This window comes from Paenibacillus sp. MAHUQ-63 (assembly GCF_028765165.1).
In the GTDB taxonomy this organism is placed as follows: domain Bacteria; phylum Bacillota; class Bacilli; order Paenibacillales; family NBRC-103111; genus Paenibacillus_E.
The window spans coordinates 238,383-262,341 of record NZ_JARADB010000002.1; the positions used below are offsets into that span (position 1 = coordinate 238,383).

The 23,959-nt window shown below is 51.8% G+C and carries 12 protein-coding genes; 10 read left to right on the forward strand and 2 right to left on the reverse strand.

Annotated features, from left to right (window positions below):
* Nucleotides 1-5: 5 nt before the first annotated feature.
* From PUT07_RS09385 to PUT07_RS09410, 6 genes are all read left to right on the forward strand, one after another.
* Nucleotides 6-2,618 (forward strand): discoidin domain-containing protein, encoded by a 2,613-nt coding sequence (locus PUT07_RS09385; RefSeq protein ID WP_274467695.1) that lies wholly within the window; start codon nt 6-8, stop codon nt 2,616-2,618.
* A gap of 253 nt (nt 2,619-2,871) precedes the next feature.
* Nucleotides 2,872-3,825 carry an ABC transporter permease gene (locus PUT07_RS09390; RefSeq protein ID WP_274467696.1) on the forward strand — a complete coding sequence of 318 codons (954 nt, stop codon included), beginning with the start codon at nt 2,872-2,874 and terminating at the stop codon, nt 3,823-3,825.
* Nucleotides 3,826-3,850: 25 nt separating this feature from the next.
* Entirely contained in the window at nt 3,851-4,732 is an 882-nt protein-coding gene (locus PUT07_RS09395; RefSeq protein WP_274467697.1) for a carbohydrate ABC transporter permease, read from the forward strand.
* A gap of 37 nt (nt 4,733-4,769) precedes the next feature.
* Complete coding sequence (locus PUT07_RS09400; RefSeq protein WP_274467698.1) at nt 4,770-6,275, forward strand: extracellular solute-binding protein; 1,506 nt, start codon at nt 4,770-4,772, stop codon at nt 6,273-6,275.
* Between the two features lie 77 nt (nt 6,276-6,352).
* On the forward strand, nt 6,353-7,396 hold the full coding sequence (locus PUT07_RS09405; protein ID WP_274467699.1) for a glycoside hydrolase family 88/105 protein: 1,044 nt from the start codon (nt 6,353-6,355) through the stop codon (nt 7,394-7,396).
* A 357-nt stretch (nt 7,397-7,753) separates the two neighbouring features.
* Nucleotides 7,754-10,021, forward strand: coding sequence for a helix-turn-helix domain-containing protein (locus PUT07_RS09410; RefSeq protein ID WP_274467700.1), 2,268 nt, complete (start codon nt 7,754-7,756; stop codon nt 10,019-10,021).
* A gap of 63 nt (nt 10,022-10,084) precedes the next feature.
* Here the strand turns inward: PUT07_RS09410 and PUT07_RS09415 are convergent, their stop codons facing one another.
* Nucleotides 10,085-11,890, reverse strand: coding sequence for an SgrR family transcriptional regulator (locus PUT07_RS09415; protein ID WP_274467701.1), 1,806 nt, complete (start codon nt 11,888-11,890; stop codon nt 10,085-10,087).
* Nucleotides 11,891-12,118: 228 nt separating this feature from the next.
* Between PUT07_RS09415 and PUT07_RS09420 the strand changes: the two genes are divergently transcribed.
* Nucleotides 12,119-13,552 carry a DHA2 family efflux MFS transporter permease subunit gene (locus PUT07_RS09420; RefSeq protein ID WP_274467702.1) on the forward strand — a complete coding sequence of 478 codons (1,434 nt, stop codon included), beginning with the start codon at nt 12,119-12,121 and terminating at the stop codon, nt 13,550-13,552.
* Nucleotides 13,553-13,603: 51 nt separating this feature from the next.
* Here the strand turns inward: PUT07_RS09420 and PUT07_RS09425 are convergent, their stop codons facing one another.
* The gene (locus PUT07_RS09425; RefSeq protein WP_274467703.1) at nt 13,604-14,182 is read right to left on the reverse strand and encodes a TetR family transcriptional regulator; all 579 of its coding nucleotides are present in this window, start codon (nt 14,180-14,182) and stop codon (nt 13,604-13,606) included.
* Nucleotides 14,183-14,330: 148 nt separating this feature from the next.
* Between PUT07_RS09425 and PUT07_RS09430 the strand changes: the two genes are divergently transcribed.
* From PUT07_RS09430 to PUT07_RS09440, 3 genes are all read left to right on the forward strand, one after another.
* Nucleotides 14,331-15,200 carry an SDR family NAD(P)-dependent oxidoreductase gene (locus PUT07_RS09430; protein ID WP_274467704.1) on the forward strand — a complete coding sequence of 290 codons (870 nt, stop codon included), beginning with the start codon at nt 14,331-14,333 and terminating at the stop codon, nt 15,198-15,200.
* 1,478 nt (nt 15,201-16,678) lie between these two features.
* Entirely contained in the window at nt 16,679-19,165 is a 2,487-nt protein-coding gene (locus tag PUT07_RS09435) for a hypothetical protein (RefSeq protein ID WP_274467705.1), read from the forward strand.
* Between the two features lie 16 nt (nt 19,166-19,181).
* Nucleotides 19,182-23,948 carry a pectinesterase family protein gene (locus PUT07_RS09440; RefSeq protein ID WP_274467706.1) on the forward strand — a complete coding sequence of 1,589 codons (4,767 nt, stop codon included), beginning with the start codon at nt 19,182-19,184 and terminating at the stop codon, nt 23,946-23,948.
* Nucleotides 23,949-23,959: the final 11 nt, after the last annotated feature.

A 23,959-nucleotide genomic window follows, 5' to 3' on the forward strand; every position in this document is an offset into this window, starting at 1 on the left:
CTAACATGATGAGATATGTGATTATGCCATCGGCTTTGCTGATCTTGCTGCTCTTGATCTCGGCTTCGAATAACAATGGCGCGTCGGCAAGATCAGAGGTGGTAAAGGTGATGGCACAATCCAATCAGCTTGGCGATGAGATCTGGATGTTAGGCGAACCGAACGATTCCTATTCCGAGTTTGGCCAAGAAAGCGGAGCACAGAGACGCTACACGGAAGTTACCGGCACCAGTCAGCCGGAGGTGTGGGGCTCGGTACCGCAAGGACTTAATAAGTCGTTGAATCCTGAATTGACGATTCAATATACCTTATCGGAAATCCCAAAATACGGGGTGCATTTCCGTGTGAAGATCATGGATGCGCATAAGTCCGTTCCGCAGATGGCGGTATTTTCCAATCGCATGCTTTCCGGGATTATCCAGATTGCAGGAGTCGGAGGGACGACTAGCTCCTATTCCTATAAGAAGTTATATGAACTCTATATTCCCAAAGAGCAGCTTCAGCTGGGGATGAATGAATTAAAGCTGTCGGCGACAGGCTGCCTCTACTGCAGTTCCGACGAGAATAAATTTCTATGGTGGAAATGGGATTATCTTTCGCTGGATGCGCTCGCGGCGCCGGCCGAAGAGCCCATTCATGGGCGATACGTGGAATCCGGCACGAAAGTGAGCAATTTGTCCTTTTATTACGACCAAGGAGCCGTCAAGCATCTTCCCTATGTATTGAAATGGCTGGGCATTGCGTATAGCGGCAATGTCATGAGAGTGGATTGTGCAACGGATGTCAAAGCGGGATGTTCCTCCATAAAGTCTTATTACGAAACGCTGCGAGAATATAACACACAAGCGGTTGCCCTTCATTTGCATACCGGAAATGTGAAGCTGCAAGCGGACGGAACCTTGCCGGCGGATGCACAGAACAAATTGCAGGACTATGTGACGCAGTACGGCTCCATGTTCCAATATTATGAGATCGATAACGAACCAGGCTTATTCAACCGCTCGAAAAGCGTGAACCTGGCTATTGCCGAGTGGCTCAAAGCCAACCTGCCTGAATTGGCGCCGCATGTGAAAACCGTCGCCCCGGGTTGGGCGTACGCGCCTGTATACAGCATGAGGGCATGCAGGAATCAAACCTCGATAAGCAGTCCGAGCTGCGGAGATCCTGACGGATGGGAAGGGGATCCGAACCAGCGGCTGGAGCTGGAAGAGATAACGGATTTGACGAACGGGCATGCTTATGGGACCTCTTATGTTAACAATAAAGATGGCAGCTTTGTAGAGAATCTGCGGACTTTCGGCGGCTCCGAGGACGGTTTGCCGAAGCCGATGTTGAATACGGAGTACGGCACCTCGGACAGCCATGAAGATCCCGAGGCGTATGGCGCGGCTGAGCCGCATTCAGCCGTCTTTGACCGCATTATGAGAGCTCATATCGGATATGCCGATATGTTCATGCAGCATGCGGCGTTCTACCCGCAGTATGCGTTGTTTGATCCAGGCGTCGATTTGAATACGCAAAATCCCGCACAGATGAGAATTTACAGGAATTCTCAAGAGGACGATTCGCGTGTCGGGGTGATGCGGCGCTTGAATCTGGCCTATGCAACGCATGGGAAACCGCTCGTTTACGAAATCACCAATAAGACGGAGTTAATGGATAAGCTGGTATATATCCGCAGCGTAGACACGTCGACCTTGCCTGCGCTTCCGGGATCGGGAGGGAAGTCGGATAAGATCTTGCTCAATTTCGTCAATTTCGAATCGACGGCTCAGACCATCCAGGTCAAAGTAACGATGCCGGATGCCGCAGCGTACATAGGCGAGAGGTTCGGTTCTGGGGAAACCTATGATGCGGCTCGAAGTTATGTCAGCGGCTTACAAGCAGCGCCTGAGCTGGAGTTGAAAGAGACGTTAGGACCGGGGGAAGCCGTCCAATATATTCTGACCCGAGCCGATCAGGTGAAGCCCGCCGCGCCGGCATGGATTGATGCTAAGCCCGTAAGGAATCATGCGATAGCGTTGAGCTGGGAAGAGTCCGAAGAGGGATATCAACACGATATTCTGCGTAAACCGGGCTCGGGTGAGGAAGGTTATAAGGTGATAGCCGAACAGGTGCCGGGTACCGAGTATGTAGATAAGGATACGTCGGCAGGAAATAACTACGTATATCAGGTTCGAATCTCAGGGACGGAGCAAATGTCACAACCGGCAGCTGCAACGGCTATGGATAGCGTTGCATTAGACCGGACGGCGTGGGAGGTTGCCAGCTCTTCCGGTAAGCCGCAGGGGGCGATAGACGGCAATATTTATACTCGCTGGGATACAGGAACAGCGCAAGCTCCCGGACAGTATTATCAAGTGGATATGAAAAGCGCTTCGACAATCAACCGGATCTTGCTCAGGACCGAAGGTTCGCCTAACGATTATCCGAGGTTTTATGATGTATATCTGTCTATGGATGGAGACCATTGGTCTCCATCCGTAGCGTCCGGAACCGGCTCCAGCTATTTGGACATCCGTTTCAGTCCGCAGGCTGCGAGATACATCAAGATCGTTCAGTCGAAGAAAGCGGGAAATTATTGGTCCATTCATGATTTGCAGATATATGGCACATGAATGGCAGGATGGGAACACATGAGAAGAGGTCTTTGAATAACGGGGAGATGCAGAACCTGCTGCATCTCCCCGTTATTTGTGCTATGCAGCAAGCAATGACAACGAGCGCAACTCATGACTGCGCGCCCTAACCGGCACCGCAAACGCTTGCTCCGGACGATCTGAACAAGTAGGGACTATCGACGGCAAACAAAGCCCTCCCGTATAGTGGAGCTACAGTTTCACAGCCCTACGCTGAAAGGAAGGAAGCAGCATGCAAACAAGTATAAAAGCACAAGTCGCTGCGTCAACGGCTGCGAGGTCGTCGACAATGATGGGCAGACTCGTGCGCAACCGATGGCTTTATTTCATGGTCCTCCCCGGCCTCTTGTACTTTCTCATTTTCAAGTACTGGCCGATGTACGGAATCTTCATTGCCTTCAAAGACTATCAGCCGTTTCTCGGCTTCTGGGATAGCCCGTTCGTAGGATTGAAACATTTCGAGCGTCTGTTTAGCGATTCGAACTTTCTCCTGCTGTTTCGCAATACGCTGATCTTGGCCACGTACAATATTTTATTTTTCTTCCCGCTGCCGATCGTGATTGCACTCATGCTCAACGAGTTAAGGCATGAATTCGTGAAGCGGACCGTTCAAACCTTGGTGTACATACCTCACTTCATGTCCTGGGTTGTTGTGGTAGGGGTCGCTTACATCTTCCTGACGACGGAAGGCGGTATCGTGAACGAAATGCTGGTGCGGTACGGCGGAGATAAAATTAATTTTCTGGTAAGCAACGAATGGTTCCGGACGGTCATTACGGCCGAGGTGATCTGGAAAGAAACCGGCTGGGGCACGATTATATTCCTAGCCGCGCTCGCTGGCGTCGACACGCAGCTGTATGAAGCGGCGCGCATGGATGGAGCGAATCGATTCCGCCAGCTGTGGCATATTACTTTACCGGCTATTCGCAGCACGATTGTGATTTTGCTTATTCTGCGGCTGGGCCATTTCCTCGATACCGGGTTCGAGCAGATCTTCCTGATGCTGAATGCCATGAACCGCGAGGTCGGGGAAGTGTTCGACACGTATGTTTATTCCGTAGGAATCAGCCAGGGACAGTACAGTTTCAGTACGGCCATCGGGTTGTTCAAGTCGATCGTCGGTTTGATTCTCGTCGTTGTCTCCAATTATTTGGCCAAGAAATTCGGCGAAGATGGTATTTACTAGATTAGAAAAGGAGCGTTGAACCGCTATGCCGCTCAAGCCAAGCTGGGGCAGCCGAATCTTCGATGGCGTGAACATCGTGCTGTTGATCGCGTTCGGTTTGCTGACCGTAATCCCATTCATTTATATCGTTGCCGGCTCGTTCGCTACACAGAAAGAGCTGCTGACGCGCGGGTTCATCTTATTCCCGACGGAGTTCACGCTGGATGCGTACAAGTATATTTTCTCCACCCAGACGCTGGCCCGAAGCCTATTCGTGACGATTTATATCACGGTCGTCGGAACGCTGATTAACATCTTCTTTACCTGCTTGATGGCCTATCCGTTAGCTCGGAAAGATATGGATTTCCGCAAGCCGATCCTGATGATGGTCGTCTTCACGATGCTGTTCGGCGGCGGAATGATTCCTACATTCCTTGTGGTGAAGCAGTTAGGTATGATCAACTCCTATTGGTCCTTGCTTATACCGGGGGCGATCAGCGCCTTTAACTTGATTATTATGCGCAACTTTTTCCAACAGCTGCCGGACGGCTTGGAGGAATCCGCCAAGATCGACGGCTGCAACGACTTAGGCATCTTTTTCCGCATCGTGCTGCCGCTATCCATGCCCGCGATCGCTACGTTTTCGCTCTTTTATGCGGTAGGGCATTGGAATACGTTCTTCAACGCGGTGCTGTATATCAATGACAATACCAAATGGCCGATTCAAGTGCTTTTGCGCCAGATTGTGATTCTGGCATCGGGCGGAATCGGGGATTCCACCGCGATGGATGCGGATTATGTCGCTCCGCCGGAGCAGTCCGTGAAGATGGCTGTCATTGTGGTTTCTACTCTGCCGATCCTGCTTGTATACCCGTTTTTGCAAAAGCATTTTGCCAAAGGGGTTCTGCTTGGCTCCGTGAAGGGTTGAGATATAATTGTATAGAGAACAAGGGAGGATATACGAAATGAACAGAAGACATCAGAAGACAATGGTGAAAGCCGGAGCTTTGCTAACGACCGTGGCGCTCATGATGACCGCTTGCGGCGGGAAGGATCAAGCCGCTTCCCAAGGCGCCGCCGGCGCCAATCAAGGGCCGCTGCAGCTAACCATGATGCTGCCGACATATAATCCGGAGCAGATGCCTGCGGACAGCTCGGTGCTTAAAGCGATCGAGGAGAAGACGAACACGAAGCTTACGGTGTCGTGGGTGCCTTCCTCCTCATATTCCGATAAATTAAGCGCGACCGTCGCCTCCGGCGAGCTGCCGAAAACGTTCGTAGCGCTGGAGGCGAAGGCTTCCAATATCGTTAACGCAGCCCGCAGCGGCATGTTCTGGGAGGTTGGACCGTATCTCAAAAGCTATCCGAACCTGAGCAAGATGTCGGACATCGTCCTGAAGAACGTATCGATCGACGGCAAAGTTTATGGCGTGTACCGTGAGCGGGATCTGGCCCGATTCGGCTTGATGATTCGTCAGGATTGGTTGACGACCTTGGGCTTGCAGGCTCCGAAAAACGTAGATGAGCTGTACAACGTTCTGAAGGCTTTTGCAACAGGAGATCCGGATAAGAACGGCAAACAGGATACGATTGGACTTGCCGTAGGGATGCAGGGGAACAATATCGCCGGATTCAAAGATATTCTCGTCTATATGGGCGGTCCGAACGAGTGGGAGGTACAGAACGGCAAGCTTGTACCGGCACATATGACGGCAGCTTATTTAGAGACAATGAAGTTCTACAAGAAATTATATGATGAGAAACTTATTAACCAGGACTTCGCACTCGTTCAGGACGGCCGGGCTGTGATGAATAAAGGGCAAGCGGGCCTATGGATCGATAATATGCTGGATGGCAAAGCGATTGAAGATAACGTGAAGAAGGTCGACCCGAATGCCAAAATTAATCTCATCAACCGTATCTCCGGTCCGAATGGCGAGAAAACTCGCGCGGGCGCCGGTTACCTGGGCATGTACGTCATTCCGAAAACGAGTGTGAAGACGGAAGCGGAGCTCAAGCAAATTCTCGCGTATTTCGATAAAGTATCCGATAAGGATATTCAAAATCTGATGAAGTACGGCATTGAAGGAAAGCAGTACACGGTTGAGAACGGCAGCTACAAACAAACGCAGGATGCGAAGCTCAAATCGGAAATTCTGGACGGCAATCAGTTCATGATTATGCAGGATCAAGTGGTCAACTATGGCAACGAGTTGGAGAAGCTTAGCACGAAGCTGTTCCAGGACAATGCAACAATCGCGCTGGCGAACCCCGCCGCGCCGTTCATCTCCAATACGGAGATTGAGAAGGGCAAGGAGCTTTCGAAAATCATCGCGGATGCGACGGTAAAGTTCATCATGGGCGCGATCGGGGAGAACGAGTGGAAGCAGACCGTTGATAAATGGCTGCAAAGCGGCGGCAGCAAGGTGATTGAGGAAATGAATGCGGAATACGCCAAAGTAGCGAAGTAAGGCGGCAGCACGATGAGGGAAGGCACGCTGGGCGTCCTTCTCTCGTTCTTCATAACACGAGAAAGGATTTAAAGAAGATGCCTCAATTAGTATTTGACGAAGAGAGGATCCTGTCGGTGATCGACCGGGTCGTAGAACGGACGTATAAGATGGATTTTAGCTGGGATTGGCCTGGCGGAGTTGCCTTCTATGGCGTTTGTGAAGCTTATGGGGCTACAGGCAAGGAGCAGTACCTGAGCGGGCTGCAAGCTTGGGTGGACGAGAATCTCGAAGACAAGCTGCCGAAGCTATCCGTCAATGCGGTATCCATCGGCCATTCGCTGCTCACCCTGTACGAAGTGACGCAGGATCCCAAATATTTGGATACGGCGAAGGAAATGGCGGAATTTTTGACACATGAGGCCGTCCGTTTCGACGAAGGCATTTTCCAGCATACCGTCAATTCGGAAACCTACAATTTCCCCGAGCAGGCTTGGGTGGACACGATGTTTATGGCCGGCTACTTCTTGCTCCGCATCGGAACCTTGCTTAACCGTCCGGATTACGTCGAAGACGGGCTCAGGCAGTATCACGGACATGAGAAGTTCCTGCAGGACCCGGTGTCGAATTTGTATTATCACGGATGGGATAACATCGTGAAAAACAATCTGTCCGCGATCCATTGGGCGCGCGGCAATTCCTGGGCGGCGCTCACGATGACCAGGGCGCTCGATCTGGTCCCCGTTACGCATCCGTCCTTCATGATCATCGACGGTTCGCTTCGTGACCAACTGAGCGCGCTCGTCCGCCTGCAGGATGAATCGGGGCTGTGGCATACGATCGTCGACGATCCGGGCTCTCCGCTGGAAACGTCGGGATCGGCGGGCATCGCCGCCGCCTTATTATCGCGCGGCCGTCTGTACCATAAGTACACGCAGAAATCGATCGACGGCATTGTGGCGCGCATTGCTGCAGACGGCACAGTAACCGGCGTGTCGGCCGGGACGGCGGTCATGGTGGACGCGGAAGGCTACAGGCAAGTGCCGGATAAACGCATTCAGGGCTGGGGACAGGGACTGACGCTGGCCTTCCTTGCCTCGCTGCTGAATTCGCAGAGAAATTCGTTCGGCAACGGCTGCTAATCGCTGGTAGATGGGGCTGACGAGCTCTCCATAAGGAACGCAGATGAAGAATGCATATCTGCCGCCCTTGCGGAGGGCTTTTGCTATTCTTTTTTTTTGCTATTCAATACGCCTAATAACGCCTTAACAGCAACCAGTGACAGCGAGTGCAACTAATGACTGTACGCGGCAGAGCGCGGGAAGTAAGGGATTTGCTGAGGGTGAGCAGGTACTGAATGCATCTGAACATGCAGGGACTATCGACGGTAATCGTACTGTCCCTGTATGATAGGAAACACAGTCTTCGGCCGCATGGCTAAATCCAGAGTTTTCATGTAAACTCTAAGTACTGTGAAGGAACTACATCTTGGAGGCATTATGCGATTTCGGTCTTCGTCTTATTTATTGAAGCTTATGTTATTATCCATCGTGATCGGCACCATCCCTGTGATTGTGCTGGGCACCTTTGCTTATTATAATTCCTCCCGCACCGTGCAGGAGAAAGTGAACGAAAGCAATAAGCAGCTGTTGCAGCAGATGCAAATGCGCGTCGAGCAGACGCTGAAGACGATCGATAATTCGGCAACGCAGCTGCTGCAGTCACCTGTCGTCACCGGCGCTTTCGAGAAAGAGATTTCCAATCGCGATTTCGAAATGGTGCATGAGCTGTATGAAGGTATTTCCCTGATTCAAACCTATGAGCTCGGCATCAAGGAAGTTTATTTGTACAGTCTGAACAAGAAATGGATTGTGACCAGCAAAGGGGTTAATGAATACGCCTCCCCGGACTTCGGTCCGCAATTGGAAGCCTTTTCCCGCATGCCGGGAGGATCCTTCTGGGCGAGCAGGTCGGGCGATGAGCCAAGCTCTTATGAATCCATTTATTTCGTGAAAAAGTATCCCTTTAATTCCACTCAGCCGACCGGGATTATCTGTGTGAGGCTGTCATCCGATGTAATGATGGAGCCGGAGGCTTTCCAGAACGATAAGCTCGGCAGCACGTTCATCATGGATAGAGTTTTCCACATCATCGATCATCGCGACCGGGGACAATTGGGGACGAGCATGGCGGATCAACCCTATCTGAAGCCGCTTCTCGAGGCACAGCAAGCTGTCGGCCAATATGCGGCGGAGCTGGACGGAGAAGCCGTAACGGTTACCTACCGGAATTCACCTTATAATGGGTGGAGCTACGTCTCCGTAGCCTCAACCGAGCAGGTGAACGCGCAAAATAAATGGATCGGCTGGATCACACTGCTTGTCTGTATCGTTATTCTGCTCGTGACGCTCTTCCTTGCATGGTTCGGGTCCAAGAGAATGTACAGTCCGATTCAGACTTTATATACGGCGCTTGCCGGCATACCTTCCACGGTTGATGAGAAGAAGCCGACCGGGGAGCTTCAGGTGATCGGGGAGCGGGTCGACTATTTGATCAAGAATCAATCTCTCATTATGAATGAACTCAAAGGCCAGCAGGTGCAGCTCAAGGAATTTTTCATGCATAAATTGTTCAGCGGGACGATCCGTCCGGCGGATTTCGAAGAAAAGCTGAGCCTGTATGGTGTAGAGAAGCTGTGGCCGGTCATGTGCGTAGTTGCCATTCAGATCGACACGTTGAAAGATACGAGGTACGAAGAAGCGAATCGGGATTTGCTCATGTTCGCGATTAGCAATATCGTCGGCGAGCTGGTGCTGGAAGATCAGAGGCTGGTGCCGATTGTCCTGTCGGACTGCCAAGTGACCTTGATCGGCTCCACCCAAGAGGGAGCGGACTTCAAGGAGCTGATTTTCAACTTATCCGATGAGATTCAGAAAGCTGTTTTTCAATATTTGGAGATCAAGGTGAGCGTTGGCATCAGCAGTTCCTTTAGCTCGCTGGCGAGTACCCGGCAGGCGGTACATGAAGCGATGACCTCCTTACAATACAGAGTCGGATTGGGTCAGGAGTCGATCCTGTTTATTGAAGATGTGCAGCCACAGAAGAGCAACATGTACATGTTCCCGCAGGAAGCGGAACAAGCCTTGTTGGACGCGATTCGCTCAGGGGACCTTACGCAGGCGGAGCTGGCTCTGAAGCATTTCATCGGAGAGCTGTTCCAGCCGCATACGCAGCACCGGGACTATCAGCTGTCCTTGATGCGGCTGTTGGTCGACCTTCTCAAATTCGGACAAGAATTGTCCATTCCGCTGGAGCGGATTGCCGAGGATGAAGCCTCCTTGATTCAATCCTTATCCAAGCTGCGGGATGTGGAAGAGATGGAGCAGTGGTTCTGTTCGATGTTCGTACAGCCCTACATCCGGGAGTTGGGGAGCCGCCGCGAGTCGCAATTCAAGCATATTTCGGAAGCGGTCATCGATATGATCCGGCGGGAGTTCGATTCCGAGCTGACGCTCGAGAATTGCGCTTCCCGCATCAATTATCATCCTCATTATGTCAGCCGTGTTTTCCGTCAGGAGACGGGTATTAATTTCGGCGATTACTTAACACAGTACCGGATCGAGATGTCGAAGAAATGGCTGAAGGAGACCGATCTGAAAATCGTAGAGATCGCCGAGCGCCTGCAGTATAACAACTCCGCCAACTTTATTCGTTCCTTCCGCAAGACGGTCGGCATGACGCCGGGACAATACCGTGAAGAGGGATAGACAGCACAATGCCGCCTCATCGTCGGTTCATGATGAAGCGGCATTGCGGCGTTATACCGGACTTTATTTCTCCAGCCATATATGTTTGAAATCAATCCAGCCGTTCGAGTTGAAGGAAGCGCCTCTGACCGAAGGGTGCAGGTAGGTGTTCAACCGCCGGTGATGCAGGAAAATGATATGGCCTTCTTCGCGAAGGCGCGTCTCGATATCGCGCATATGGCTTCTGCGGTCTTGTGCGTTCTCGGCACTGAGAGCCCGATCAATCTGCTCCAGAATCCAGCCTTTGAGCGAGGCTGCCAAATAGGTGCTGGACACGCACTCATCATGCTCATACATGTCGATCTCGCATACGTCGTCCTCAGCCAGAATGATACCGGAAATCGTGAAATCGGCACTGGAAATGACGGCCGGGTCGGCCACCTGGGACCAATTCGCCAGAAACAGGTCGACGCCGATACCGAAATGGTTCATCCGTTCCGCAATCCATCGCCCGTCCCGTTCATACTTCTCGTGCACGACTAGCCGCAGCTCGGTGCCGTCGTAGCCCGAACCGGCTAATTCCCGGGCGATTTCTTCGGCTGAAGCCGTCTTCCGCTCATATTGATTGCTGTCTTCCGGACGCAACGAGTAGGCTGGCAGCACGCGTTCTCCGCCCAGTTCCGCTTGCATCGCGACAGGATCGAGCAAGAGCCGCACGGCTTTGCGGAAAGCGTCGTTCTGGGTCCATCCCGGCTTATTCCCGTTCCAGGTCAGCATCGTGCAGCCGTTGCACAAGCGGACGAGTGACTGCCAATCCTCTTCCGGGTTCTGTTCTTGCTCCGTTGTGTCGCCATCCTGCGTCTGCATGACGGCGGGCAAGCCGATGGTAGACATTTCCCGGCAGTCCTCCGGCATAATGATAATATCGACGCCATCGAGGTAGGGTCTCCCGGCATAATAGGAAGTATGGGCTCCTAGCTTAATGCGATGCGGCGAAAAAGATTCAAGCTGGAACGGTCCCGTTCCCGAAGGCAGCCGCCAATAATCGTCTTCGCGGAGACCTCCCAAATCCAGCGGCAGGATGGAAGCGGCGGCCGCGCACAGGAAACGGTCGAAAATCCGATTCGGCTGCGCGAGCACGAAACGGACGGTACGCGGCCCCGTCGCTTCCACAAGCTGAAGATTTCTCATCATCCAGCGATTCGGCATGGTCAGCGAGCGCAGCCGTTCGAAAGTAAAGACGACGTCCTGGGAGGTCAGCTCACGGCCGGAATGGAACAAAACGCCTTTGCGCAAATAGAATGTCCATTCCATGGCTTGTGCATCGGCGTTCCAGGCATGCGCAGCGCCGGGAACGATCCGATGGACGGTTTCGTCGTAAGTGACGAGACGGTCGAAGATTTGCCGGATGATGTGGGAGTCGAAGGCATAATTCACTTTACCGGGATCCAGTGTCTGGACGCTCCGGTAGACGGGAAAGCGAAGCGTGTCGCATTCAATATGGCCTTCCACGGATTCCTTCTGATAGCCGAACGTGCCCTTCAACCATTCGATGAACTTGATCTTGGCTTCGGTTCCTTCACCGTAGGTGCCGAGCACTTCGAATGAGGTGCGGTAGTCGCCATCCGCGGCTCTGGACGTTGCCAGGCTCAGCAGGAAGCTTTCCTTGCCGATCTTGAAAGCGATGTGCGAGCGATTGCCGCGGCCGCGGCCCGGCAGCCAGTCGATCAGATCGTCTTCTTCCAATTTCTTCAGCACAAGCTTGGCGTTCCTCGGCGTGCAGTACAGAGCATCGGCCAGCTCCTCCAGCGATGCTTCTACAGGTTCGCCATTTGCGTTCTCACCGCCGAAACGGTCGTATAAAGCCAGATAGCGTTCAGCTACCAACATGCCGATCTCCCCTTTGGCTGCAACGAAATGCACAGTATCACAGTAGCTTATAGAAGTATAACATGTAAGAAATTCCCGGACTACAGGAGAAATGCGAACTTGTGTTTATAAAAAATTAATGGTTTGGATATTGACATATGGGGCTTTGAGCACTATTTTTAACAGATAGCGGGCTTATCTGTTCGCATAGATATAGATATATATCAGGAGAGGAAAGTGGAGTGGATTATGAAACAATATAATACGCGAGCCATTATGGCATCGCTGCTCATTTGCGGCTTCATCGGCATGTTTAGTGAGACGGCGCTGAATATTGCGATAAGCAACCTAATGGACGTGTTCCACATCTCAGCCGCAACCGCACAATGGTTGACGACGGGGTTCTTGCTGACGCTCGGCATTCTCATGCCGATGACAGGTCTGCTGCTGCAATGGTTTACGACAAGACAGTTATTCGTCTTCTCGCTTGGAAGTTCGATTGTAGGTACGTTGATTGCGGCGGTAGCCGTTAATTTCGAAATGCTGATGGTCGCACGCGTTCTGCAAGCTATCGGCATGGGGTTACTGATTCCCCTTATGTTCAATACGATCCTCGTTGTGTATCCCCCGGAGAAACGCGGGGCGGCAATGGGCTTCGTCGGTCTCGTCATTATGTTCGCGCCTGCAACCGGTCCGACGGTGGCAGGTATTCTGATCGAATATTTAACTTGGCATTATATTTTCTGGTTGTCCTTGCCGTTCTTAATTATCGGATTGTTCGTAGGGTTGAAAAATTTGGAGAACGTTACGGAGGTCACGAAGCCGCGCATCGACGTGCTGTCCGTTGTCTTATCGACAATCGGCTTCGGCGGTGTCGTATACGGGTTCAGTAAAGCGGGCGAAGGCGAAGGAGGCTGGGGCAGCCCGATAGTGATCGCTTCGATCGTCATCGGTCTCATCGCTCTCGCATTGTTCGTGGTACGCCAAATTACCATGCGCGAGCCGATGATGAACCTGCGGGTGTTCAAATACCCGATGTTCATCGTAGGTTTGCTAATGGTATTGTCCTGTATGATGATCATCTTATCCAGCATGATCATTCTGCCTATGTATCTTCAGAACGGGATGAAATTATCGGCGTTCTCCGCGGGCCTCATGCTCTTGCCCGGCAGTGCCTTGAATGGGATTCTGTCGCCGAGAATGGGCAAATTGTTCGATAAATACGGGCCGAAATGGCTTGTTATTCCGGGTCTTGCCATCGTAGCCGCGATGTTATGGTTTTTCTCCGGCATTACGCAGGCATCGTCTATCGCCTTCATCGTCGCGCTGCATATCGGTCTCATGGTCGGTATTTCCATGGTGTGGATGCCTTCGCAGACGAACGGCTTGAACCAGCTTCCGCCTGAGCTGTACCCGCACGGCACGGCGGTCATGAACACGCTGCAGCAGGTTGCCGGCGCGATCGGCACGGCTTTCGCGATCAGCATTCTGACAAGCGGCATGGAGAGTTATTTGCATAAATCGTCCGCGCCTACGGAGCTGAAAGAGGTCGCCAACGCCATGACCTTCGGTTCGCAGAACGTGTTCATGTTCGCGATGATCGTGACGTTGATCGGTTTGGCTATGGCCTTCTTCATCCGCCGCGTCGTTGTCAAACATGAGACTATGGGATCCATGCATTAAAGTTCATAAGCAATAAGCAAGCAGCAGCTGCCTTGGCAGTTGCTGTTTTTTTCATTCCGGCTGCTTATTCGCCTCAGCAATCAGCTTGACGGACATGGCGATTCCGTCCCTGAGCTCGTCCGGCTGCTTGGCGGATTCCGGGTCCAGAGAGGGGCCGAAGGGGTTCGTTGCCGTCCAAGCGGTAGCGAGAGCCATGACTACCGTCATGATAAAATTCGGGGAGAAAGCATCTCCAATGAGGCCGCTGCTTTGCGCTTTTGCTAGCTGTACGATTTTGGCATCGTGTGTCGTGCTGCGGACGTCCGGGCTGTCGGCTTTCTGTTCGAGACTGAACCAAGCCATCAGCCGCATGAGATCGGGATTCGCCATCGTGAAGTCGAAGACGCGCGCCGCGTAGCCTGGCAGATCTTCAGGCGTGAACACGAGTTCTTCATAGACGCGCGTGAGATGCATTTGAAGGACGGTCGTGAAAAGCTTCTCCTTGCTCTCGAAATAGATGTAGATCATATTCTTGTTGCATCCGGCTGTTTTGGCGATGCGATCGACGCGTGCCCCTGCAATGCCGTATGCTGCGAACTCCGTCTTGGCGGCCTCCAAAATGCGTTCGCGTGTCGCCTCTGCGTTGCGCACGGCGGTTCCCCCTTTTTCTGCTGCAATTTGGGAATACTATATCATGAACAACTTGGGTTGACAAACCGGTTAGTTAGCCCTATATTATTACTAACCAGTTAGTTAGTTATGAGGACTGGAACTATACAAAGAAAGAAGGCATGTCATTATGACACAGAACACTTCTGCAAATACATCCGGTGCAACTACTGCTTCCGCTCACGCTCACGCCCCCGCTCCTGCTCATGCCCCCGCTCCTGCTCATGCCTCCGCTCCCGCTCCCGCCTCCGCCAAAATTGCCATCGTTACGGGTGGAGGCCGCGGTTTGGGCCGCAATACGGTTTTGAACCTCGCTAAGCGGGGTATTGATTCGATCCTGACTTATAAATCCAATAAAGAAGAAGCCTTGAAGGTCGTTGATCTCGTGAAGGAGATGGGGCGTAACACCATAGCTATTCAGATTGACACGGGGAATGCGGGATCTTTTGAAACGTTCGTAAAGGATGTCGGTCAAGCTTTGGCAGACTTGGGGGCCGAGCGCTTCGATTATCTCGTCAACAACGCAGGTATTTCGCACCACAACTCGTTCATCATGACGACGGAAGAAGAGCTAGATAGTTTGTACAAGGTTCATTTCAAAGGCGTGTTCTTCCTTACGCAGAAGCTGCTCCCCATTATGCGGGATGGCGGGAAGATCGTGAATATTTCAACAGGCTTGACGCGGATCATCATGCCAGGTAGCGGCGCTTATGCATCCATGAAGGGAGCGATCGAGATCTTGACCCGCTATATGGCGAAGGAGTTGGGCGCGCGGGGAATCGCCGTCAACACGGTTGCGCCGGGAGCGATCGCGACCGATTTCAGCGGGGGCATGGTGCGCGACAATCCGGAGTTGAACAAGCGGATCGCCGAGATGACCGCACTCGGCCGTGCCGGCGTTCCCGACGACATCGGGCCGATGATTGCTTCGCTGCTTTCCGACGACAACCGCTGGGTTAACGCGCAGCGCATCGAGGTCTCGGGCGGGATGGCGATCTAATCCTTTAGAAAATCCTCTTCGCCGGTACTTGCCGGCCGAAGGGGATTTTTTGATAATTTGCGTGCTTGCGGCAAAGAATAATATTGCCAAGTTGCGACCGGACTGAGTAACTGCAAGCTTGCCGAAGGCGGTTGCGGTAAGTCGCTTAGTGCTGCTTCGAGCGATAGATGCGAGAGAGAGCGGTTAAAGGAGCGAAAGCGGAAATACAGTGCGTTATTTTGCCCCAAACCGCCTATTCGGGGGCCGATGGGGAAATACGATCCGCTATTTCGTAGATTTCCTTGTAGAAGAGAGGAAAAATGATGAAATAAAGGCCTGTATTTCCGTCCGATTCCTCAAATCCACCTGATTGTTGGAAATAAGGTATCCTATTTCCTCTCAAGCCGTGAATGAAGTGTGGAAGGTGGAGGTGAGCGGGCAAATTGATGGAATCGTCTATGATTATGAAATGAATCCCCTATGATGAATTTGAAAAAATATTGTATCTTGTATTAGCAGCCACATTCTCTATAACTCACGAGGCTATCCATAATTGTAAACGCTGCCAATTCAACGCCGCTTGAACTGCCCATCCACATATATCGCTTCTAAGTCGTGCGAATCTAACTTGCTTCCGGTCCATGAAGTGCTGAAAACCCGCCGATTGCTTTACGATAGCTCAACGCCTCACATACATAAATACCTTCTGGCTCATAGCCTTCTTATACATGCAATGTTTCTAAGTTAAGGCTTGCGTTCAACGCTAGACTTGATGCTCAATGATTAACGCTCACATTCACAGCCTCACTCACACGACTCAACGCCTCACATATACGTTAACACTCATAACCAGCTTGTAATGTTCTGTCATAAGGTCGCACGAAACGCTCAACTTGATGCCCTACATCATGCCCATACACCACGGCCAAACACATGCTACACCACGCCAACATTATGCTGACATCATGCCCATACACCACGGCCAAACACATGCTACACCACGCCAACATTATGCTGACATCATGCCCATACACCACGTCCAAACACATGCTACACCACGCCAACATTATGCTGACATCACGCCCATACACCACGCCCATACACATGCTACACCACGCCAACATTATGCTGACATCATGCCCATACACCACGTCCAAACACATGCTACACCACGCCAACATTATGCTAATACACCATGCCCATACGCCACGACCATACACATGCTACACCACGCCCACATCATGCTCACGTCCATACACATGCCATACCACGCCAACATCACGCCAACATCACGCCGACACCATACCGACACCACGTCCATACACATGCCACACCACGCCAACATCACGCCAACATCACGACCATACACATGCCACACCACGCCCACGCACTAAAAGCAAATACAGCTCCCGCTCGTTACAGCCGTGAAAGGGGTGATAGCCGTCCACAAATATCTTTGATTGTTAGAATGATTGAATTCAATGGAGGTGTCTATTACCTTGCGTAAAAAGCGTAGTCAGTTCGGTTTAGCATTATGCTTTACGCTGCTTCTCAATCTGCTCATGGTTCCTATGGAACAGGTGCCATCCGTATCGGCGGAAGACGCGACAAGTGCATCAGTCACGGACAACACTTACACACCCGTTGCGATCTTCGACAAAGACTTCTCTGCGACGCCTCTCGGTTTAACGGGATCGGATCTCGGCTTTGACTACTCTTCCTACACCTCAGGCACAGCTTCGGCCCTCATTGAAGCAGACCCGTACACAGGGACGCGCGCCCTTCATTTGAAATCCAACGGGATTGTCACGGATGGAACCTTGCGGAATGAATTTCAAATTAGCAAAACCTTCGGGGAGCCCTATACGGGAACGATCTCCACGGAAATTACCTTCATGCAGACTGGCACGAGAAAAGACGATCGCATCCTTCAATTATTCCCATCCCTCGGGAGCACATTCATTGTAGGCGCAGGCATAACGGCCAAAAGTGGCTTGGGATACCTCTTGTCGACAGCACCTTCAGGCTCTTTAGGCCAATATGAATTGGGCGAATGGCATACGATCAGGCTGGATATAAATACGGCAGCCCAGAAATACAGCTTGTACTACGACGGTAATATCGTACAGGCTCGAAATAATACGAACAGAAATCTTCCCAGCTTCAATTTGAAGAGGTTGGTCATTGCGGCTCCGGGCACCTCAGGCGATCTCTGGATTCGCGGCATCAAAGTGACGCACCAACCGTTCATGCCGGAGCCGCCAGCGCCGAAACTCGTTTCCTCCGGATCACGCAACTCGCGGGTGATGTGGACATCGGAACATTATTCCTACGCTTCGAAGTATCGTGTCCGCATCAAGCTGAAAGGCGAAGCGAATTGGAGACCGATTGGGAATGCGACTACTTTCTATAAAGATTATACAGGAACGAATCTGATCCCCGGGTCCGATATTAACGCTTATTACGATACCGCCAAATCGGCATCAACACCGCTCGTCAACGGTCAAACGTATACGTTGGGTTTGTCAGTCGTTACTCGCGATGAATCAGGCGTTTACAATAACGGGGTTCCGCGGGATTTTGAAAGCCCAATAACGGAATTCGAAGGTACGCCCTATGCATCGACCCCGGTTCCGACTTCCGATACGAGTGTGATTGAACAGTTGACTTCCTATGCGAATTATTACGGCTATCTATGGAAAGCGATGAGAGGGTTACAAATCGGGGATTATCCCTTCGCGGATAACAGCATCATTAAGTTCGAACAAGTACCGGACAAATATGCCAATATGGAACGAATTGTTACCACCTATAAGGACGTCATGAGATATCCGAACGGTGCAGACGGTGCAATCCAAAATCAAGTCATCGGGTTTCAAGTGAAAGACAAGACGACCGTTTATGTGGCCATTGATAAAAATGCCGCTCTACCGGCATGGCTGTCCGATTGGACGAACACCGGCGATGCGATCAAGCTGGCTGGCGTTTCGGGCGGATATACCTTCCCAATTTATAAGAAAAACTTCGACATTGGCTCATCTGTACTGCTCGGCTACAATGACTACACGAATTATGATCTTGGCAAAAACGCCGGCTATTTTGTCATGGCAGAGCGAATGTCAACCGGATTGCGGCTGAATTGGAACCCCGATGATGAATGGGTGAACACACCGGCCTATACGTTATCCGGGTCCGTTAGCGAGAGCGTTTACTTATCGGTGTATCAAAATAAAAAGCCTGTCGCTCTGCCAACGGGAGGATGGATCGGAGCCGGTACATTCAAGTTCGATATCGACCTGACACCAGGCGCGAACCTGTTTGAGGTCTATGCCAACCGTGCACAATCCGCATTCTCCGATCAGGTCGGGGCCACCGTCAATCAGGACCTTGTAGTGCCGGAAATTCGCATTGCAGCGCCGCCGGCGACAGTCAGAGATGCGGTATACACATTAGAAGGCTCTTTAAGCAAAGCAGCCCAATTATCGATCAAATTAAATGGAGAGAGCGTCGTGGAAGCCGTCTACCTAGGGGCGGACCAGGGGTTCTCCTATCCATTGACGCTGCAGGAGGGGAGTAACGCCATTGAAGTGTCCACCATAGATATGGCGGGCAATACGAACCGAATCAGTTACAAGATGACCTATCTATTCTGGGCAGGCCAAGGCGCTGTGTATGATACGAGTGGAAATGCTATACATAAGTTAACGGGCTCGCAGGACGTTTATGCGGAGAAGACAATCGTTAATTCGACGGCTGCCATGAAGAAGCTGACATTTTGGTTCGTTCTGTATGACGGGAACAATACGATGCTGGACTTCACATCGGCCGTTGCCGAGCTGAAACCGGGGGAAACCAAATCGCTGGGAGCAGGTTTTACACTGCCTGCGCAGGTCAGCGCATATAAAGTGAAAGTTTTCATATGGGACAGTTTGAACAACGTCATTGGCCAAAGTCCGTTAGCGGAAGAACTCGTCGTGCAGGAATAAGGGAGGAGGTTGTGCAATGAAGAAAGCCCTGAATGTGGGGATGATTTTGCTGCTATTGCTGCATGTATGCCTGCTCGCAGCAGTGCCGGTTGCAACGGCTGCCGAACCGAGTCGATCGGCGTCATTGGCGGCACCTGCTGATGTCGCAGCCATCGCTTATGATGGCAGCGTAGAGCTGTCTTGGTCGCGAGTACCGGGTGCAGATTCCTATTCGATCAAGAGAAGCACGGTCAGCGGCGGTACATATACAACATTGACCGGCACGTCGAATACCTCATACACGGATACAAGCATTACGAACGGCACCATGTACTACTATGTGGTAACGGCTTTGAATGCTAGCGGAGAGAGCGCCTCCAGCGAGGAAATCTTCGCGAACCCTGCGATGGTACTTACCGTTGCCCAGAATGGTACCGGCGATTTCTCCAGCATTAGATCCGCTCTTGAATCGATTCCAAGCAATAACGCATCCCGGAAAATTATTTATATTAAAGAAGGTTCGTATAACGAGAAAATTACGGTTACAGCGCCTTACGTATCCTTAATCGGTGCAGGCAAGGACAAGACGCGGATTTTCTACAATGATAATGAGTTCACGCCAGCCTCTGCAGGAGGGACGGCAACTTTGTCTGTATTGGATACGGCCACGGTTACGGTCGGCGGAACGAAGGATCGGGCGGACGGCACAAGAACGATAGCCAATAATTTTTATGCAGCTAACTTGACGATTGAGAATTCGTCGGATGTGTCGAAAGGCCGGGCCTTAGCGGCGCGTGTCATTGCGGACCAGGTTGTATTTGAGAACGTGCGTTTCGTAGGGTATCAGGACACGCTCTATACCGGTGTCACCTACTACGATAAAACGAGCAGGCAGTATTACCGGAATTGTGAAATAAGGGGATCTGTCGATTTTATTTACGGTCCGGCAACGGCGGTTGTATTCGACCGTTCCGATATTGTGAGCATCAACGGCCCTTCACGATCCGGAGGCTATATTACCGCAGCAGCAACGCAGAATCCAACCGGCGATGTTCCCGGTATGGTGTTTCTGAATTCCCGCGTATTGAAAGACGGTACGACGCAGGGCAAGCATTATTTGGGCCGCCCATGGCAAGATCAGCCTACCGTACGTTATATCAACACGTGGATGGATGATCATATTCACCAAGACGGTTGGAGCGAGATGACGGATCATCTGACCTATTATTACTCCGAGTACAACAGTACGGGGCCAGGAGCAAGTCCATCTACGCGCAGGCTGGGGAGCGATACGGATTCAAGCCATTTTGCGATGACGGCTGAGCAAGCCGGACAATTTACGATCTCTCGTATATTTGGGGGATGGGATCCGAGCCGGCGGGTGATAGTGCCTAAACTGTTCGACACCGTAGTACCTATCCAGGATCCGGCACTCCCAGACGGAACGCTGGGTTCGTATACGAAGCCCATTCTCATGTACATGGAAGTCAGCGGTCAAGCTCCTGCGGCGAACCGGGTACAGTACCGTGTGGATGACGGACAATGGGTGTTCTACACGACAGAATTCGCTATAAGCTATCCGGGGACACACGTCATTGACTACCGGTATGTGGATGCACTGGGAACTCCAGGTACCAGCAAACAAGTAACCGTCAAGATCGACCCGGCGGAAAAACCGCGAACACCTGCGTTTCCAGGCGCCGAAGGCGGAGGCATGTATGTAACCGGAGGCCGTGGCGGATCCGTCTACGTCGTCAACAATCTCGACGATTATGCGGACGGAGCTGCGCCGATTCCGGGATCGTTCCGCGATGCGATCTCCCAGCCGAACCGGACGATTATTTTCAATGTCTCCGGCACCATCCACTTGGCTAGGCCGATGACGATCGGCCAGCCGAACTTAACGATAGCCGGACAGACGGCACCGGGCGACGGCATCGCACTTAGCGGCTATGCGGTGAAAGTCGGCAGCGGCACAAGTACGGAAGGCGGCAATATCATTGTCAGATATATTCGATTCCGTGGCGGCGAGTCATTGTTGGACGATACGTTCAACATCACGGGTGACAATGTTATTCTCGACCACGTTTCCGGCAGCTGGAGTACGGACGAACTGTTCTCTTCAGAAAACAACAAAAATTTCACCCTCCAATGGAGCTTCATAACGAACAGTTTGAATCACTCGATTCATACGAAAGGACCGCACGGCTACGGCGGCATTTGGGGCGGATCGAACATTACTTTTGCTCACAATCTCATTGCCAATCATATTAACCGGAACGTTCGGTTCGCCAGAGCGACGGATATTGTGAACTACCCTCAGAAGATTGACTACAGGAATAACGTCATTTATAACTGGGGGGGCAATACGGCTTACGGCGGGGAAATGGCATCAGGGATTAATATGGTCAACAACTATTATAAGCCAGGGCCTAACACGTACAGCGCATTCAGCCGAATTATCGCGCCATCGGCCGGGGATGCCGGCGGGGGAGCCTTCTACGTGAACGGAAACTATATCGTAGGCGATCCTGAAGTATCGGCGAATAACTTGGTGAAGAATGCGAACGGTTCCTACAAAGCGATAAACCCCGACTCCACGTTCACACTCAAAACGACGCCGTTCATCCTTCCGGATGCGAACAATCCGGTTGGCGGACCGACAACCACATATCCTGCTGAAGTTGCTTACGAGAAAGTGCTGCTTCATGGCGGGGCTTCGCTCCCGAAGCGGGATTCGCTGGATGCCCGGATCGCAGGCGAAGTGAAGAACGGGACCGGAAGAACGGTGAACAGCATAGCCAACGACGGCGGCTTGCCAGAATTGTTGTCGGCTCCAGCGCCGGCGGACAGCGACGGTGACGGCATGCCGGATGCATGGGAAGCGGCCAACGGCTTGAACGCCGGCGATAACGGCTTGGATGCGGCGGGCAAACCGATCGCCGGCAACCAGAACGGCAGCTTCGGGGATGCGAACGGGAACGGGTATACGAACATTGAGGATTATATCAACTCCTTGGCCGAAGCCGCTGTTCCGCTTAATCCTGTCGTTACGATCGAGACACCATCTATGCATCAAGCTTATTCCCTGCGCGATCCGATCTCTATTCGAGCGAGTGCGGCAGCGGCTGCGGCAGGGGGATCGATTGCCAAGGTGATTTTTTATGATAGAGATCAGCCATTGTTCGAGGATACGAGCGGACCTTTCGAGTTTACGTGGGAGAACGCTCCGGAAGGCCAGCATTACCTATATGCGAAAGCAGTGGATAGCCATGGCGTTATGACGTTGTCAGAGCCTGTCATCGTATATGTGAACGGCCCTGAAAACTTGGCATCCTGGACATCTCAAGATATCGGCTCTGTGAAAATTCCCGGCACCGCCAGCCTGTCCGGCCAGGTGATCAAGGTGAAGGGATCCGGTGAAATCAATCTCAGGGGATCGTCAGACTCCTTCCATTATGTTTATACGCCGGTCAAAGGGAATTTTGAAATGTACGCCAATGTGGCCTTTGATTCGGAGTATGACGAAGATGTCAAAGTCGGGTTTATGCTGCGCGAGAGCTTGGAGCCGTCATCGAAGGCAACCGGGGTTTTCCTGTCAACGGATCCGACCGATGATTTCAGTGTGGATACGAGCGGCAGGAAGATCTCAGTCATTAACCGCAGCCAATCCGCGGGCTCTTATCAGGAGCAGCTTCTCCGCAGCGCGAGCCTGAAGGCTCCGTATTGGATCAAGCTCGAGCGCAAAGAAAATAAAGTTTCGGGATACATTTCGAAGGATGGAATCGATTGGTCACTCGTGGCTTCCAATGAGGTCGCGTACGGGGAAACGGTGTATGCCGGCATGGCGGTAGACGGGGCCAAATCGACAACGAACATTGATTATTTAATGGCCGGCACGTTTACCGATTTGCAATTTTCCGCATCGCCGCAGTTTACCGTTGACAATCAAGCCAGTGACACATCGGAAATTCCGGATTATACAATTACAGGTAGTGTAAAGGATCGTGTGAAACTATCGGTCGTGAATAACGGTGTTTCGGTTACGGAAGCCGTCTATGCGGAAGCGGGACAAAGCTTCTCGAAGAAAGTCACCTTAAACGAAGGGCTGAACACCATCGTCGTAACCGCTTCGAACGAGGAGCTGTTCGGCCGGGTTTCCAGCTCGAAGACGATTGTGGTCACTTACCGGAAAGAGGCTGTCATCTTCACGCCTTCCGTCGATGTGCCGCAGGTTACGCATTCGCCTGACTACTCGTTTATGGGCAGCTTGAACAGGGATGCCGCTGTAACGGTGAAAATTAATGGCAACGTCGTTCACGATCATGTGAAAACCGCCCAAAATGTAACGTTCACAGTACGAGCTGAACTGCGGGAAGGGATGAACGTCATTGAAGTATCCAGTCTGGACGATTATGGGAATGCCGGTGTGCAAACGTATCAGGTGAATTATGTGAAAAATTGGGGAGAGCGTTTGTTTCTGGTGAAGGACGTAACACTTAGCGATCGTGCCGGCAATGCGCTTCCTAACTTGATCGCATCCGCCGATGTCGTCGCAAGCGTAACGGTTCAGAACAATTCGGCCGTCACCCAGCACGGTGATCTCCTGATCGGATTGTTCGATAAGCAAGACCGGATGGTCCGATATGCCTGGGTGTCAAGCTCGTTCGACGCCGGTGAAGAAAAACAAATGCAATCCATCCTAAGAATACCGGATCTTGTCATTGGTTACAAAATCAAAGCCTTTGTTTGGGACAGCAAGTCAAGCCGCATGAAAATTTCCAACGAAGTCATCATTCCTTAAGGAGGTATATG

Coding starts and splice junctions, on each gene's coding strand:
- PUT07_RS09410 (WP_274467700.1), top strand. CDS start 7,754: ATGCGATTTCGGTCTTCGTCTTATTTATTGAAGCTTATGTTATTATCC.
- PUT07_RS09390 (WP_274467696.1), top strand. CDS start 2,872: ATGCAAACAAGTATAAAAGCACAAGTCGCTGCGTCAACGGCTGCGAGG.
- PUT07_RS09440 (WP_274467706.1), top strand. CDS start 19,182: ATGAAGAAAGCCCTGAATGTGGGGATGATTTTGCTGCTATTGCTGCAT.
- PUT07_RS09395 (WP_274467697.1), top strand. CDS start 3,851: ATGCCGCTCAAGCCAAGCTGGGGCAGCCGAATCTTCGATGGCGTGAAC.
- PUT07_RS09385 (WP_274467695.1), top strand. CDS start 6: ATGATGAGATATGTGATTATGCCATCGGCTTTGCTGATCTTGCTGCTC.
- PUT07_RS09405 (WP_274467699.1), top strand. CDS start 6,353: ATGCCTCAATTAGTATTTGACGAAGAGAGGATCCTGTCGGTGATCGAC.
- PUT07_RS09420 (WP_274467702.1), top strand. CDS start 12,119: ATGAAACAATATAATACGCGAGCCATTATGGCATCGCTGCTCATTTGC.
- PUT07_RS09400 (WP_274467698.1), top strand. CDS start 4,770: ATGAACAGAAGACATCAGAAGACAATGGTGAAAGCCGGAGCTTTGCTA.
- PUT07_RS09430 (WP_274467704.1), top strand. CDS start 14,331: ATGACACAGAACACTTCTGCAAATACATCCGGTGCAACTACTGCTTCC.
- PUT07_RS09415 (WP_274467701.1), bottom strand. CDS start 11,890: ATGTTGGTAGCTGAACGCTATCTGGCTTTATACGACCGTTTCGGCGGT.